Source organism: Gellertiella sp. DMC107, from assembly GCF_056313605.1.
Window position 1 is genome coordinate 224,127 of record NZ_JBQUZZ010000005.1, and the last position, 12,342, is coordinate 236,468.

The following is a 12,342-nucleotide window of genomic DNA, read 5'->3' on the forward strand; positions in this document are numbered from 1 at the left end:
GGCCGGAGGGGCCCTTCTGCGGGAGATCACATCATGACGCTTTTCAACAGCCTCGTTCTCGAGGGCACGGATGGGGATGACACGATCAACGGCTCCGCCGCGGACGAGACGCTCCGGGGCCGGCTCGGGGCAGACAGCCTGTTCGGCGGGGGCGGCAAAGACCACCTCTACGGGGACGCGGGAGAGGATATTCTGTCCGGCGGCGACGGGTTCGATGTGCTCGACGGCGGGCTGGGCGTGGATACGATGCTCGGCGGAGCGGGCGACGACATCTTCTATTCCGATGTCGCCGAAACCATCGATGGCGGCGACGGGTATGACATGGTGTGGATTTCCCCGTCGCTCGGCCTCAATCCGCTGGATCTGACGAGTTTTTCGGCCCACTGGCAGAGCATCGAGGCGGTTTTCGGCAGCGATCTCCGGGACGTGATCATCGGCACGGCGCGGGCGGACCGGGTCCACGGCGCCGGCGGCAATGACGAGATCGACGGCGGCGCCGGGGACGACGACCTCTGCGGCTGCATCGGCGACGACCGGCTGACCGGCGGCACGGGCAACGACACGCTCAGGGGCGACGAGGGTAATGACGGCCTTTCCGGCGGCGCGGGGGCGGACGATCTGTTCGGCGGCGCGGGCAATGACGTGCTGACCGTGGACCCCACCGACCGGGTGAGCGGCGGGGACGGATTCGATATCGTCCGGCTCGAGGATTTCGTTCCGGCCGGGCCGATCAACCTGGCGGTCCTGTCGCTGAAATGGCAGGGGGTGGAGGCCTTCTTCGGGAGCGCCCGGGGCGAGGTCATTCTCGGCACGGTCGCGGCGGATACGGTGCATGGCGAAGGCGGCGCCGACACCCTGAGAGGGGGCAACGGGGTCGACGACCTGTTCGGCGGCGAAGGCAACGACATGCTGTATGGCGACGCGCAGGACGACCACCTGATGGGCGAGGCCGGTGACGATACGCTGGTCGGCGGCAGCGGCTGGGACGCCCTGTTCGGCGGAGCCGGCAATGACCGGCTGGACGGCGGACAGGATCCGGACATGATGCAGGGCGGCGCGGGCGACGACCTGTATGTGGTCGACAACCTCCGCGACCGGGTGGACGAAAGCGGGGGCGTGGATCGGGTCGAATCCGCCGTGTCCTTCTCGCTGGCTTCTGCAAAAGGCGCGGTGGAGAACCTGACGCTGACCGGGTCGGCCGCGATTTCCGCCACCGGCAACGGACTGGCCAACCAGCTGACCGGCAATGCCGGCAACAATGGGCTTTCAGGCGGCGACGGCAATGACCGGCTGGCCGGCAAGGGCGGCAGCGATATCCTGACCGGCGGCGCGGGCGCGGATTTCTTCCTGTTCGACACCGCGCCGGGCGCGGGCGGTGCGCTCGACCGGATCACCGATTTTTCCGTGAAGGACGATACGATCCAGCTGGAGAACGGGATTTTCACGGCGCTGGCCAGGACCGGCGTTCTGGCGCCCGGCCTGCTGGCCGTCACCACGACGGGGCTGCCCGCCGACCGGGACGACATCCTGATCTACAATCGCTGCACCGGGCTGCTTTCCTATGATGCGGACGGCAACGGCCGGGGCGCGGCGGTGAAAATCGCCCTGCTTTCTCCGGGACTTGCCCTGTCTCACCTGGATTTCGTCATTCTCTGACGCCTGCATGCAAAAGGGGCCGTCGGGCCCCTTTCTTCGTTGGACATGCCGGGATGCGGCTCGGCTCAGCGGCGGGTGAAGCGACGCACGCGCTGGTCTTCCTTGCGGCCATTGCCAGCGGCCGGGAAGGAATAGGTATCGGCACGCAGCCAGCTATCGACGCGCAGGTCGCAATCGCGCTGGTCGAGCGATTCCAAGAGGTTGACGGCCCTGGTTCCCTGCCCTTCCGTTGCGGCGAGATGCGGATAGACGCCGGACAGCACCTCGGCGGCCTCTTCATCCGGCATGCCCAGGCTGACCAGCGTGGTGGCGAGCTGCAGACCGGACATGTCGAGCAGGATCCGTTCGGCCAGCCAGCGCGTGGAAGACAGCGCATAGGACAGGGCGGTGGTGAAGAGACCGATTTCGCCGGCGCGGGCAAAGCGCACGAAGAGCGCGCGCTCCACCGGCTGGATATGGCGCAGACCGGCGCGGTCCTCTTCCGGAGGATTGAGATGGCGGGCGAGCGCCTTCAGTTCCTGACGCAGCTTCTCCTCGCGCTCCATGCGGGCGGGGGCCTCGGCCTCCCCGGCCACGGGCGGCGTGGAAAGCGCGCTGTTGTCGGCGGTCTCCTCGATGTCCATCCGGTGTTCCTCCTGCATGGTCAGACGTTCCTCTTTTGCTTCCAACTGCTCGTTTTGCGGGAGAATGGTGGGGGCCTGTGGCGGGATTGCGGCGGCTTTTTGCCCTTCCCTTGATTTTTGCTGGCGCTCGAAGCGAAGGCCGACAAGCGCATCGATCACGGCGGGCGAAAGGCTCTCGCGCCGGGCGATGGCGCGGGCATGACCCTCCCCTTCGCGGCTGGCGATCTCGATCAGCACCTCATCGGAAATGACCGGCACCGAGGTGAGAAACACGGCGGCGACGTCGATGGGCTGGCGCCCCAGAAACAGCGCGACGGCATCCGGCACATGGGCAGAGCGGCTGAGCGCCGCCGCAGCCTGACGGCGCGCTTCCGCGGTGGAGGCGGCGAAAAGCGGCGGAAAAAGCTCGGAAAATTGCTTCTGTTCGATCTTGCCCGGCAGGCCGAGCGCGTCGAAGCTGGTCACGGCAGCCAGCAGCACGACGTCTTTCTTCCGCATGGCAAGCGGGCGCTCGAGTTCTCTGAAACGGTCGTCCACGATAAATTCCCGGGTTACGCAAGACACAGTCCATCAAACTAGATCAAAATCGTTAGCGAGCTGTTAACTATGCTGTGGCTGAATGCGGCATAGGGGAAAGATTCGCAGGCTCAAGTAGCGTAGTCTTTCTCAATGACCGCGAAACCGCCTCAGGTTGTGGGTTGAGAGGCAAAATCCTGGAACGGCACGCCGTTCCGGGCCGGATCGCGGACAAGATGGGCATGCCCGGCGGGGCAATCCGGACATGCTCTCACAGGGGATCTGGGAACGGCGCGCATGACGCCGGACGATTTTCCCGGCCGGTCCGCCGGAACCGGGAATGAGGCTTGAGGGTTTCCGCCCATGACGGCGGCGGCCGAGGGTCCAGTCCGGACAGCGCCAGCCCGAACGCAGGACGACCTGCGCGGTCGGGCAGGGTGAAATCGGTACTTCGATCATCCGTCTCATCGTTTGGCATGGAGACGAGAATGGCAGCAGTGATCTATCTGAGAGACCGGCAACCGAAACGGCGCCAGGCAGCGGAACGCGCGGCCGTGCCGGAAGGCGGTGCGCGCGTCTATTTCTTCACGGGCGTGCGCTACGAGCGATACCAGCCGGAAACGCAGCCGCGCCCCACGGGCTCCACCCGCGCGCGCAAGCGCTGAGGCAGGCCCTCTCCACCCCGCATAGTGGCGGCGGTGGTCAACCGGCGGGTTCCGCCGAGGCCGGCGGCTGGCTGTCCGCGGCCGGGGCCTTCCAGGGGCCGCATTGGGCGGAGGCGAGAAAATCCGCCGCGGAGGAGCGATAGCTCGGCGTCGGCGCCAGCGCGCGCAGCACGGCATAGCCTCCACTTTCCGGCATTTCCACCAGAATGGACTGGGCGAGATCGGGCGGGACCGCCTTGCGGATCGCCGGCAGATCGGTCGGCCGGCCCACCAGAATGTCCAGCGCACCGGTAATCGAGGTCCGGTCGCTCATGCTGTAGACCTCGTTCGAATTGCGGTCGTAGATCGCAACAGACCAGAAGGGCACGTCGCCCTCGGCAAAGAGCCGCACCGGCCCCCCTTCGAGATTGACGATGCAGGCGGCCACGCTGAGGAACGGGTCTTCGCTGGCCAGCGGCGGCCGTTTCTGGCCCTCGCCCCCGGCCAATGCGCCGGTATCGCCCGCAAGCCCCCGCAGCGCGCCGCCTTCGGCCGCACCGGCCAGCGGGTGGAAAAGCCCGGGCGCGCCCAGCGCTTCCACCCGGCGAAAGGCATCCGCCTTCACGAAGCGCGGCAGGCCGAGAATGATCACCACATGCAGAAGCGCCGCGCCGACAAGGCCGGTGAGAAGGGCGTGCAGCAGCCTAACCATGGCGGCACTCCTGCTTTTCCAGCTTCGGCATGGCGAGATCGAACAGGCCGGAGGATCCGGCGGTCGGCGTATCCAGCAGGGTCAGCTCCAGCCGGAAGGTGCCGCCCTGCGGCAGCGCCAGCCAGTTGCCGGACGAGGCGCGGCTCGACAGCGTGATCTCGAAAGACGAATCGGGGCGGCGGGTGACGATGGTGGAGTTCAGCCCGCTCGGCAGGCCGGCGGCGGAAAGCAGCGCGCTGCCATCGGGCCGCGCCACATAGAGCGTCCAGGCCCGGGCAATCGGCGTCTGGCCGGAAAGCCGATAATCGCAGGCGGCATCAAGGGCATTGCCCTGATCGTCCCGGTCCGCTTCGAACATCAAGCCCTCGGCGCTGCCATAGAGAAGCCGTCCCGCCTTGGCACGGTGCGCCCGCGCATAGGGATCGGCAGCCGAAGTCTGCGCATCGGGAAAAGCCTGCCAGGCCCCCAGCCGGATCGCCCCGAAACCGGAGGTCGCGTCCAGAAGCCGCAGCGTGGAGTAGATCCCCCCTCCAAAGGCGATGGCCAGCGTGATGGCAACGAGAAACGGAACCCGGAACATGCGCAATCGGCAGCCTTTGTTTTCATGGCACGGCACTGTGCGGTCCGGGCAGGACTATCACTGATTCCGCCGGAGCAAAAGGCATCCCGCCGGGGTAAGCAACGGGTAAAGAAAGCAGGCTGTCAATTGTACCGTATGATTTATTGGGTCCATGCGGAAAGTCTTCCGAAAGCCGGGGCACGCTACAGAGAAAGGACCGGCCGCCCCGTTCGGCCAGGATCTTTCAGAAGGCGGGGGTGCACGCCACGAGGGAAGTATTTCGTCCGGCAGCCGTCGGTCTAACGTCCTGTTCTTGCGTGTTCAGCAGCGGCAACGAGCAACCTCGCATCCCCGTCTCCTGAGAGATCCCGAAAGCCTCCGCCCCCTCGCGGAGGCTTTCTTCTTTGCACCCCCTGCATCGCACCACCCCCCTGCCAAGCCGTCCTGCTCGGGCATGTTCGGCGGGCTTGCCCCGAGCATCTGTCGATGACTGCGGATAGCGGGAGGCTGCCGACCGGGCAACGCTCCACGCCCGGGGCTGTTGGCCTCCGGGTTCTGTGTTTTCGTCTGCCGCTCCCGGCTCTCCTCACCTCCGCCATTGCCCCCATCCACACACCGTCATGCTCGGGCTTGTCCCGAGCATCTGCCGAGGCCTGCGGAGAGCGGGACGTTGCCGAACCGGCAGCAGATCCTCGGCACGAGGCCGAGGATGACGTCGCGTGTGGGGGTGGGCGCGGGGCGGAGGACGACGCCAAGTGTAGGGCACACACCGTCATGCTCGGGCTTGTCCCGAGCATCTGCCGAGGCTGCGGATAGCGCGAGACCGCTGACACGGCAGCAGATCCTCGGCACGGAGGCCGAGGATGACGTCGCGTGTGGGGCGGAGTTCGGGATGCCGGATAACGCCGAGTGCGGGCGGAGGACGTCGCCAAGTGTAGGGCACACGCCGTCATGCTCGGGCTTGTCCCGAGCATCTGCCGAGGCCTGCGGGAAGCGCGAGGCCGGTGACCCGGCAGCAGATCCTCGGCACGGAGGCCGAGGATGACGTTGAGTATGGGGCTGGGTGCGAGGGGCGGACGACACCAAGTATAGGCCGCACACCGTCATGCTCGGGCTTGTCCCGAGCATCTGCCGAGGGCTGCGGAGAGCGGGAGGTTGCCGAACCGGCAGCAGATCCTCGGCACGGAGGCCGAGGATGGCGTCGCGGGTGGGCTTCGGAATGCGGAAGCGGTGGGGTGCACGCGCATCCACCTGTCTCATTTCGATACAGAATTTAGGATATTAAGCCTATAAATTGTGGATTAGAACTAAAAATAACCCAACAAAATCAGCTTGCACATGCCCTATAAGCAATTTTACCCGTTCCCTTTTCCGGCAAATTGAGAGAAATTATTCCTACATCCAGTGAGGGAGTCTCGGCATGTCGGAAATCAATCCCTATTACCACCCGGATCGCATACCCGGGCTTTCGCATGTGCTGCTGGCGGACGGGCGGCGGGGGCGGCGGGGGCTGTCGGCCCCGCCCCTTGCCCGGCCGTCGCCGCCGCCGGTCACGCCGGTGCCCTTGCGGCCGGTGTGCCTGACGGTCCGGAAGATGACGGCGGAGCTGCTCGGCGTCACCGGCGATCGCATCCGCTTCCGGACGGACCGCCGCCGCTCCGAATGCCATATCCGGCAGATCGCCATGTATGTCTGCCATGTGGCGTTGCGCATCCCGCAGGCGGATGTGGCCCACGGGTTCGGCCGGGACCGCACCACCGTGCGGCATGCCTGTTCGGCGGTGGAGGACCGGCGCGACGATCCCGTCTATGACGATTTCGTCGCCGCCGTGGAGCGGCTCGCCATCGCGGTCTTCGAGCCGGCGGAGGGGGATTTCGATGCGGCCGCGTGATGCCTCTGCCGGTGCACCGGCCTTTCCGCCCCGCCTGCCCGTGCCGGAAGGGCGTGGCGGCGATCCCGCCCGCGGGCTGGTGAAGCTGATCGGCTTCGTGCTGGCCGGACCGGTGGACATCGAGGCGGAGGGCGAGGTTCTGGTTCTCCGCCGGGGCACGCTGACGCGGCAGGCGCCGCCCTTCCTCGTTGCCCATTGCGTCCGGCGCGGCCTTCTTGCCCGGGACGGACGCCGGCTGACGCCCCTGCCCCCGGCCCGGCCCCTGCTGCGGCGGCTGCTCAGCGGCGACACGCCGGCCTTTCTGGCCCAGCATGCCGATATCGCCGTCCAGGACCGGCTGATCGACGGCACAGGCCGCTCCGTGCGCATCAACCGGCACGAAAGCGTGCTTGGCCAGCTGGCCCAGCGGAAGGACCGCACCGGCGCGCCCTGGTTTTCGACCGAGGCGGTGCAGGCGGGCGAAAGACTGGGGCGCGATTTCACGTTTGCGGGCCTTCAACCGCGCCTTACCGCGCGGCTGGAGCCGCATCTCTCCGCCCGCAACAGCGGCGGACGCGGCGGGCAGGCGGAGCTTTCCGAGCACCAGCTCGATGCCCGTGCCCGTCTCGATGCCGCCCTTGCCGCCCTCGGTCCGAAACTGTCAGGCGTGGCGCTGGATGTCTGCTGCTTCGGCAAGGGCCTGGAACAGGTGGAGCGCGACCGGCAATGGCCCGCCCGCTCCGCCAAGCTGATGCTGCGTACCGCCCTCAGCCTGCTGGCGCGGCATTACCGGCTCTGAAGCCGGACGCCCCCCGGCAGAATGCCGGATCGCTCCAACCGAATGCTAGACCGCATCCTGACGGATGCTAGACCGCACCGATTTCCTTCAGCTTGGCCAGCACTTCGGCGCTGGGTTCGCCGTTCATCGGCAGGCGGTAGTATTTCTGGAACTGGCGGATTGCGGCGCGGGTGCCGGGGCCGGCAACCCCCTTAGGATCGGCGTTCTGGTAGGACATGCGGGCCAGTCCCGCCTGGATCTGGCTGATCATGTGGGCATCGACCGGCGGCGGCGCGGCGCTGCTCTTGCCGGGCAGCGTGGTCTTGCCGGCGGTCTTTGCCGGTGCCTGGTCATCGCTGGCGCGGATGAGGCTGGCGAGATCGTCCGCGCCGCTCTTGACCTTGACCGGCGTGGCGCGATCTTCCGGTTTGCGGGTTTTCGGCCGGGCGGCCGGGACCGGCGTGGCCCGGATGGCGGCCGCGACGGGATCGGCCTCCGGGGCCGGGGCCGCTTCCGCCGGGGCGGCGCTGATGGCGGCGGTGGTTTCGGCGGGCGGCGCGCCCTCCGTCAGCCGTTTCAACAGGTCTTCGGTCACCTCGCCGGTCTCCGGCAGGCCCTCCGTCTGCTCGAAGAACAGGATCGCAGCGGTGGTGCGCGGGCCGATCACCCCGTCGGCATTGCCGTTATAGAGCCCGCGACGGATCAGCGCCTGCTGCACGGCGACGGCCAGGGCGACATTTTCCGGGCCGGCCGACGGAACCGTCCCCGCCACAGGCAGGCTTTCGGCATTGCGGATGATCGAGGCGGTCTCGTCGCCGGTCGAGGCGGTCTCTTCGGCGGTCGGGGCGGCGGCGGGCTCCTCGCCCTCCACGACCACGTCATCGGCGCGTTCGATCTTGAAGGTGGTGACGTCGGCGGGCGCGGGCTTGCGGTGGCGCAGCCCGGGCAGAGCATCGAACCGGTCGAAATCGCGCGTGGCGAAATAGCCGGAGGCGAGCCGCTGCGGCTGGTACCAGAGCGCATTGGCCGCGACGGAGCCGAACACGCCCAGAAACAGGGCGCTCGCCAGGGCCGGCCCGGGATGGCGCAGCGCCTGACGGCCGAGACCCCGCGCGCCAAGGCCCAGCCACAGCGCGGTGGTGGACAACAGCCGGACGATCAGCGGCTTCGGCCGCTTTTCAGGCGCTTTGGGCTTTCGGGGTGCCATGGCTCATGCCCTCATGTGGATTGGCCGCGGTGGTCCGTGCGGCGCCGAGGCGCGGCGGGAATTCCACGGTCCTGTCGTCGGCCGGACCGTCTTCGACGCCGACCGGGCCGGAACCGTCATCGGGCAGGCTGACCGTGATGACGGTGCCCTCGCCCACCCGGCTGCGGATGGAAAATTCGCCGCCATGCAGCCGCACCAGCCCCTTGACCAGCGACAGGCCGAGGCCCGTGCCTTCATACTGGCGGGTATAGGCGTTCTGCACCTGCTGGAACGGCTGGCCGATGAGGCCGATCTTGTCTTCGGCAATGCCGATACCCGTATCCGCAACCGTGATCACCAGCCGCCCGGCGGCGCGGGTGGCATCGATGGAAATCACGCCGCCGCGATCGGTAAACTTGATGGCATTGCCGACGAGGTTGATCAGCACCTGGCTGAGCGCGCGGCGGTCTGCCACCACCTCGCCCATGTCGCGCTGTATGCGGCTGGTCAGCGTCACACCCTTTTCGCGGGCCTGGAGCGCCAGCATCTCCTCGCAGGCGCGGATGGGCTCCGCAGCCGGGAAAGGCTCCATGATCAGCTCATAGCGGCCCGCCTCGATCTTCGACATGTCGAGCATGGTGTTGACGACCGAAAGCAAATGCGCGCCCGACTGGCGGATCAGCCCCACATATTCGCGCTGCCGGTCATCGGCGAGCTTGCCGAAATACTCGCCGAGCAGAATATCGGAAAAGCCCAGAATGGCATTCAGCGGCGTGCGCAGCTCGTGGCTGACGGCGGCGAGGAAGCGGCTCTTCGATTCATTGGCGTTCTCGGCCTCTGCGGTCTTCGCCTCCGCCGCGTCGCGCAGCCGGCTTTCCTCGGTGCTGTCCTCCACATGGCAGGCAATATAGCAAAGCGCGCCATCGGGGCCGCGCTCCGCCATCAGATCCAGCCGGACGGGCGCGAACTGGCCGCCCCGCTGCTCGGCCGCAAGCGGCGGCTCCAGCCGGATATCGGCGCGCGCGCGGTCCTCGCCCTGGCGCAGCCGGTCGAGCGCCGTCAGATAGGCAATGCGGTCGGAGACGTGAAGCTGTTCGGTGAAGCCTGCGCCGAGCGGATCGGCCATGCGGGCCAGCATGGTCGCCGCATCGCGTCCGCCGGTGGCCAGCACATGGCCCTGCGGATCCATGATCAGCATGAGGCCGGGCGCCAGCCGGCTGGCAGCCAGCAACAGCTCCGGGCCTGCGGGGGAAACCGCGTCGGCGCGCTTCGGCTCGGGTGCGGACCGGGCCCGCGCGATGGCGGCGGTGGCGCTGACGAGGAAACCGGCTGTGGAGGCGGCAAAGGCGGCCGGCAGGGCGGCGGAGGGGGGCAGCAGGAAAAGCGAGAGCGGCGCCAGGGTGACGAAAGCCATGCCGGCCATGCCGGCAGCCGAGACCAGAAGAGCCCGTTCGTGGGCGCGCGCATCCTCTGCCCCGCCGGTGGCGGCCAGCCAGTGGTCGGCCCAGCGGCCGGCGGTGAACCGGACTGCATCGCCCGCCTTCCCGCAGATGGTTTCAATAACGCGCAAACCTGATGAACCCTTCAAGGCTGATCCTTGTATGGTCCGATTTTACGGTCCGGCGGCTTAAGGAAAGGATAAAAATGCCTGTCCCCGAATGGGGCGAACCCCCTTCGGAGTCTCTTTTCCGGACGCTTTTGCCCTGCTTTGGGAATTGTGGTTAATACCGCGTAAGCGACGGTTTTACCTTGTATTTTCGATGGATGTTAAGACTTGCGGCAGAGCCGGCCGGCCGATCTCCCCGGTTTCCGGGGGTGGGGCTGCCCATATGCTTAACGGCCGCCGTTAAAATGCCATTCAAATTCGCTTCAAATGCAGAAACAATGGCATTTGAGTGAAATTCGCCGCAAATGCCATCGGTCCGGGAAAGCCGCTGTTGGCACTTCGATCCCTAGGGTCAGGTCAGTCAGCGGGGCAGTGGTTCCGCTTCATCCGGCACGAAGACCGGAGCGTGATAACAGGGACGAATGCAATGTGGTGGATGATCAAGGGCAGCTTCTGGTTCTCGCTGGTGCTTGTGCTGTTGCCGTTTTTGAGTGCCGGCAGCGCCGGTCGCCTCGCCAATGCCCCGCCGGTGGAAATGGGCGATGCCTTCGCCGCCGCAACCGGGGCCTACACCTATCTTTCCGGTCTCTGCGAGGAAAAGCCCGATGTGTGCGAGAAGGGTGCGAAAACCTTCACCGCGCTCGGCTACCGCGCCAAGGAAGGGGCCTTCGTCGCCTATCAGTACCTGAACGAGCAATTTGCCGACGAGCCGGGCAAGGCGGGGTCCCGCACTGCGGATGCCGCGCCGGCTGCACCGAAATCGCCTTCGCTGGCCGTGGCCTTCGCCGAGAAATCCGCCGATGAGGCTGTCGAGGGCGGCGTCGCCTTCCAGCCCCTGCCGTCGAAACTTTCCGGCCACAAGCCGCAGGCCTATCGTCCGCCGGTCTCCGACACGGTGGTGACCGGCAGCCTTCCTGCCCGGGTGCCGGTGCCGCTGCCGCGGCCCAACCCGGAGATCTGAACGCCTTTCCCTGGCGGGGGTGGCCTCCTGTCCCTTGGTCGCCCCCGCATTTTCCTTTCGCGCCGGTTCTTGTCCCCCCTGCCCTGCGGCAGGATCCGAGGCCCGCGCGTTTTCCCCGGAAGCATCCGGCTTTCCCGCCCCGCTTCCGGTTGCAGTGCCTGCCCTGTCACCTTGCAGCATCCCTGTTGCTGCTTGCCGCGATGTGCGCCCGACGGCGTGCCTCGCGGCTTCTTTTTTTGTGCGGGGGAATGGACGCTGTTCCTGTTCATTTCCGCAGGCTTCGCCTATATCGGGGGCACGTGACAGCAGGGACTTCGACCACGCCATGGCCTCCATCGACCAGATCATCGACGACTTCGCCTATCTCGACGATTGGGAAGACCGCTACCGCTATGTGATCGAGCTGGGCAAGGCATTGCCCGAGCTGCCGGAGGCCTTGCGGACGGCGGAAAACAAGGTGCGCGGCTGCGCCAGCCAGGTCTGGCTGGTGGTGAAGCCAGAGACGGGCACCGATCCGGTGCTGCATCTCGAAGGCGACAGCGACGCCCATATCGTGCGCGGCCTCGTCGCCATCGTCCTTGCGGCCTATGACGGCAAGCGCGCCAGCGAGATCGCCGGGCTCGACGCCGCCGATCTCTTCGCGAAGATCGGCCTTATCGAGCATCTCTCCGCCCAGCGGGCAAACGGGCTGCGCTCGATGATCGCCCGCATCCGCGAGGACGCCCTCCGGCTGGCCAAGACGTCCTGACGGCCGGCCTTTTCACCGCAACAGGGGTTTTCCCATGCGCGTCACCACCGATTTCTATGTGAGCGCGCTGATCCGGCGCGTTTTTGCCGCCGGCGGCTTTGCGGCGGTGGAATGCAAGGGCGCGCCGGAAGCGGGTGCGGTTTTCCTGAAGGAACGCCACCGGGACGGCACCGTCACGCTCTTCGCCCCGGCCCCGCAGGCTTTCTTCGACGACGAGACGAGCGGCGAGCGGCGGTTCGAGCGGCGTCTCGACCGCGCCGAAGCCGACGCCGTCGACGCCCTCATGGCCCGCGAGCGCCGTTTCGATCCGGATCTCTGGGTGGTGGAGGCGGAAACCGAAGATCTCGGCCGCTATATTGCCGTCGACGAAAGCCCGTGAACACCGACGCGCAAGACTGTCCATGGGGCCGATGGTTCGGGGGGCGGGTTACTGATCGAGGCGATATTCGCGAACGGGCTTGCCGGATATGCAAAAGGCCCCCG

12 protein-coding genes are annotated in these 12,342 nt (G+C 67.0%); 7 read left to right on the forward strand and 5 right to left on the reverse strand.

Annotated elements, in window-relative coordinates; translation table 11 throughout:
* Positions 1-33: 33 nt before the first annotated feature.
* Positions 34-1,656 carry a calcium-binding protein gene (locus ACT54B_RS17280; protein WP_476046620.1) on the forward strand — a complete coding sequence of 541 codons (1,623 nt, stop codon included), beginning with the start codon at positions 34-36 and terminating at the stop codon, positions 1,654-1,656.
* 65 nt (positions 1,657-1,721) lie between these two features.
* Here ACT54B_RS17280 and ACT54B_RS17285 read toward each other — a convergent pair whose 3' ends face one another.
* A complete protein-coding gene (locus ACT54B_RS17285) occupies positions 1,722-2,816 on the reverse strand; it encodes a DUF2336 domain-containing protein (protein ID WP_476046621.1) in 1,095 nt (364 codons plus the stop codon).
* Positions 2,817-3,283: 467 nt separating this feature from the next.
* Here ACT54B_RS17285 and ACT54B_RS17290 point away from each other — a divergent pair, with 467 nt between their 5' ends.
* Complete coding sequence (locus ACT54B_RS17290; RefSeq protein WP_476046622.1) at positions 3,284-3,460, forward strand: hypothetical protein; 177 nt, start codon at positions 3,284-3,286, stop codon at positions 3,458-3,460.
* A 37-nt stretch (positions 3,461-3,497) separates the two neighbouring features.
* Here ACT54B_RS17290 and ACT54B_RS17295 read toward each other — a convergent pair whose 3' ends face one another.
* Together ACT54B_RS17295 and ACT54B_RS17300 are read right to left on the reverse strand one after the other, a co-directional pair.
* Positions 3,498-4,151: a DUF1254 domain-containing protein gene (locus ACT54B_RS17295; protein ID WP_476046624.1), complete on the reverse strand. Its 654-nt coding sequence runs from the start codon at positions 4,149-4,151 to the stop codon at positions 3,498-3,500.
* Positions 4,144-4,731: a DUF1214 domain-containing protein gene (locus ACT54B_RS17300; RefSeq protein ID WP_476046625.1), complete on the reverse strand. Its 588-nt coding sequence runs from the start codon at positions 4,729-4,731 to the stop codon at positions 4,144-4,146. The genes ACT54B_RS17295 and ACT54B_RS17300 overlap by 8 nt, the downstream gene beginning before the upstream one ends.
* Positions 4,732-6,130: 1,399 nt before the next feature.
* Between ACT54B_RS17300 and ACT54B_RS17305 the strand changes: the two genes are divergently transcribed.
* Positions 6,131-6,601 (forward strand): helix-turn-helix domain-containing protein, encoded by a 471-nt coding sequence (locus ACT54B_RS17305; RefSeq protein WP_476046627.1) that lies wholly within the window; start codon positions 6,131-6,133, stop codon positions 6,599-6,601.
* Positions 6,588-7,379, forward strand: coding sequence for a DUF6456 domain-containing protein (locus ACT54B_RS17310; RefSeq protein WP_476046628.1), 792 nt, complete (start codon positions 6,588-6,590; stop codon positions 7,377-7,379). The genes ACT54B_RS17305 and ACT54B_RS17310 overlap by 14 nt, the downstream gene beginning before the upstream one ends.
* Positions 7,380-7,446: 67 nt before the next feature.
* Here ACT54B_RS17310 and ACT54B_RS17315 read toward each other — a convergent pair whose 3' ends face one another.
* Complete coding sequence (locus ACT54B_RS17315; protein WP_476046630.1) at positions 7,447-8,565, reverse strand: peptidoglycan-binding domain-containing protein; 1,119 nt, start codon at positions 8,563-8,565, stop codon at positions 7,447-7,449.
* Complete coding sequence (locus ACT54B_RS17320) at positions 8,537-10,114, reverse strand: sensor histidine kinase (protein WP_476046632.1); 1,578 nt, start codon at positions 10,112-10,114, stop codon at positions 8,537-8,539. The genes ACT54B_RS17315 and ACT54B_RS17320 overlap by 29 nt, the downstream gene beginning before the upstream one ends.
* 463 nt (positions 10,115-10,577) lie before the next feature.
* Between ACT54B_RS17320 and ACT54B_RS17325 the strand changes: the two genes are divergently transcribed.
* The 3 genes from ACT54B_RS17325 to ACT54B_RS17335 all read left to right on the forward strand — a co-directional run bounded on the left by ACT54B_RS17325 (position 10,578) and on the right by ACT54B_RS17335 (position 12,238).
* Positions 10,578-11,111, forward strand: coding sequence for a DUF5330 domain-containing protein (locus ACT54B_RS17325; RefSeq protein ID WP_476046633.1), 534 nt, complete (start codon positions 10,578-10,580; stop codon positions 11,109-11,111).
* A gap of 325 nt (positions 11,112-11,436) precedes the next feature.
* Positions 11,437-11,859 carry a SufE family protein gene (locus ACT54B_RS17330; RefSeq protein ID WP_476046635.1) on the forward strand — a complete coding sequence of 141 codons (423 nt, stop codon included), beginning with the start codon at positions 11,437-11,439 and terminating at the stop codon, positions 11,857-11,859.
* Between the two features lie 34 nt (positions 11,860-11,893).
* A complete protein-coding gene (locus ACT54B_RS17335) occupies positions 11,894-12,238 on the forward strand; it encodes a DUF1491 family protein (RefSeq protein ID WP_476046637.1) in 345 nt (114 codons plus the stop codon).
* Positions 12,239-12,342: the final 104 nt, after the last annotated feature.

Bases quoted from the DNA above. Each gene is read 5' to 3' on its own strand.
- ACT54B_RS17280 (WP_476046620.1), top strand. From the start codon at position 34: ATGACGCTTTTCAACAGCCTCGTTCTCGAGGGCACGGATGGGGATGAC.
- ACT54B_RS17290 (WP_476046622.1), top strand. From the start codon at position 3,284: ATGGCAGCAGTGATCTATCTGAGAGACCGGCAACCGAAACGGCGCCAG.
- ACT54B_RS17295 (WP_476046624.1), bottom strand. From the start codon at position 4,151: ATGGTTAGGCTGCTGCACGCCCTTCTCACCGGCCTTGTCGGCGCGGCG.
- ACT54B_RS17300 (WP_476046625.1), bottom strand. From the start codon at position 4,731: ATGTTCCGGGTTCCGTTTCTCGTTGCCATCACGCTGGCCATCGCCTTT.
- ACT54B_RS17305 (WP_476046627.1), top strand. From the start codon at position 6,131: ATGTCGGAAATCAATCCCTATTACCACCCGGATCGCATACCCGGGCTT.
- ACT54B_RS17310 (WP_476046628.1), top strand. From the start codon at position 6,588: ATGCGGCCGCGTGATGCCTCTGCCGGTGCACCGGCCTTTCCGCCCCGC.
- ACT54B_RS17315 (WP_476046630.1), bottom strand. From the start codon at position 8,565: ATGGCACCCCGAAAGCCCAAAGCGCCTGAAAAGCGGCCGAAGCCGCTG.
- ACT54B_RS17325 (WP_476046633.1), top strand. From the start codon at position 10,578: ATGTGGTGGATGATCAAGGGCAGCTTCTGGTTCTCGCTGGTGCTTGTG.
- ACT54B_RS17330 (WP_476046635.1), top strand. From the start codon at position 11,437: ATGGCCTCCATCGACCAGATCATCGACGACTTCGCCTATCTCGACGAT.
- ACT54B_RS17335 (WP_476046637.1), top strand. From the start codon at position 11,894: ATGCGCGTCACCACCGATTTCTATGTGAGCGCGCTGATCCGGCGCGTT.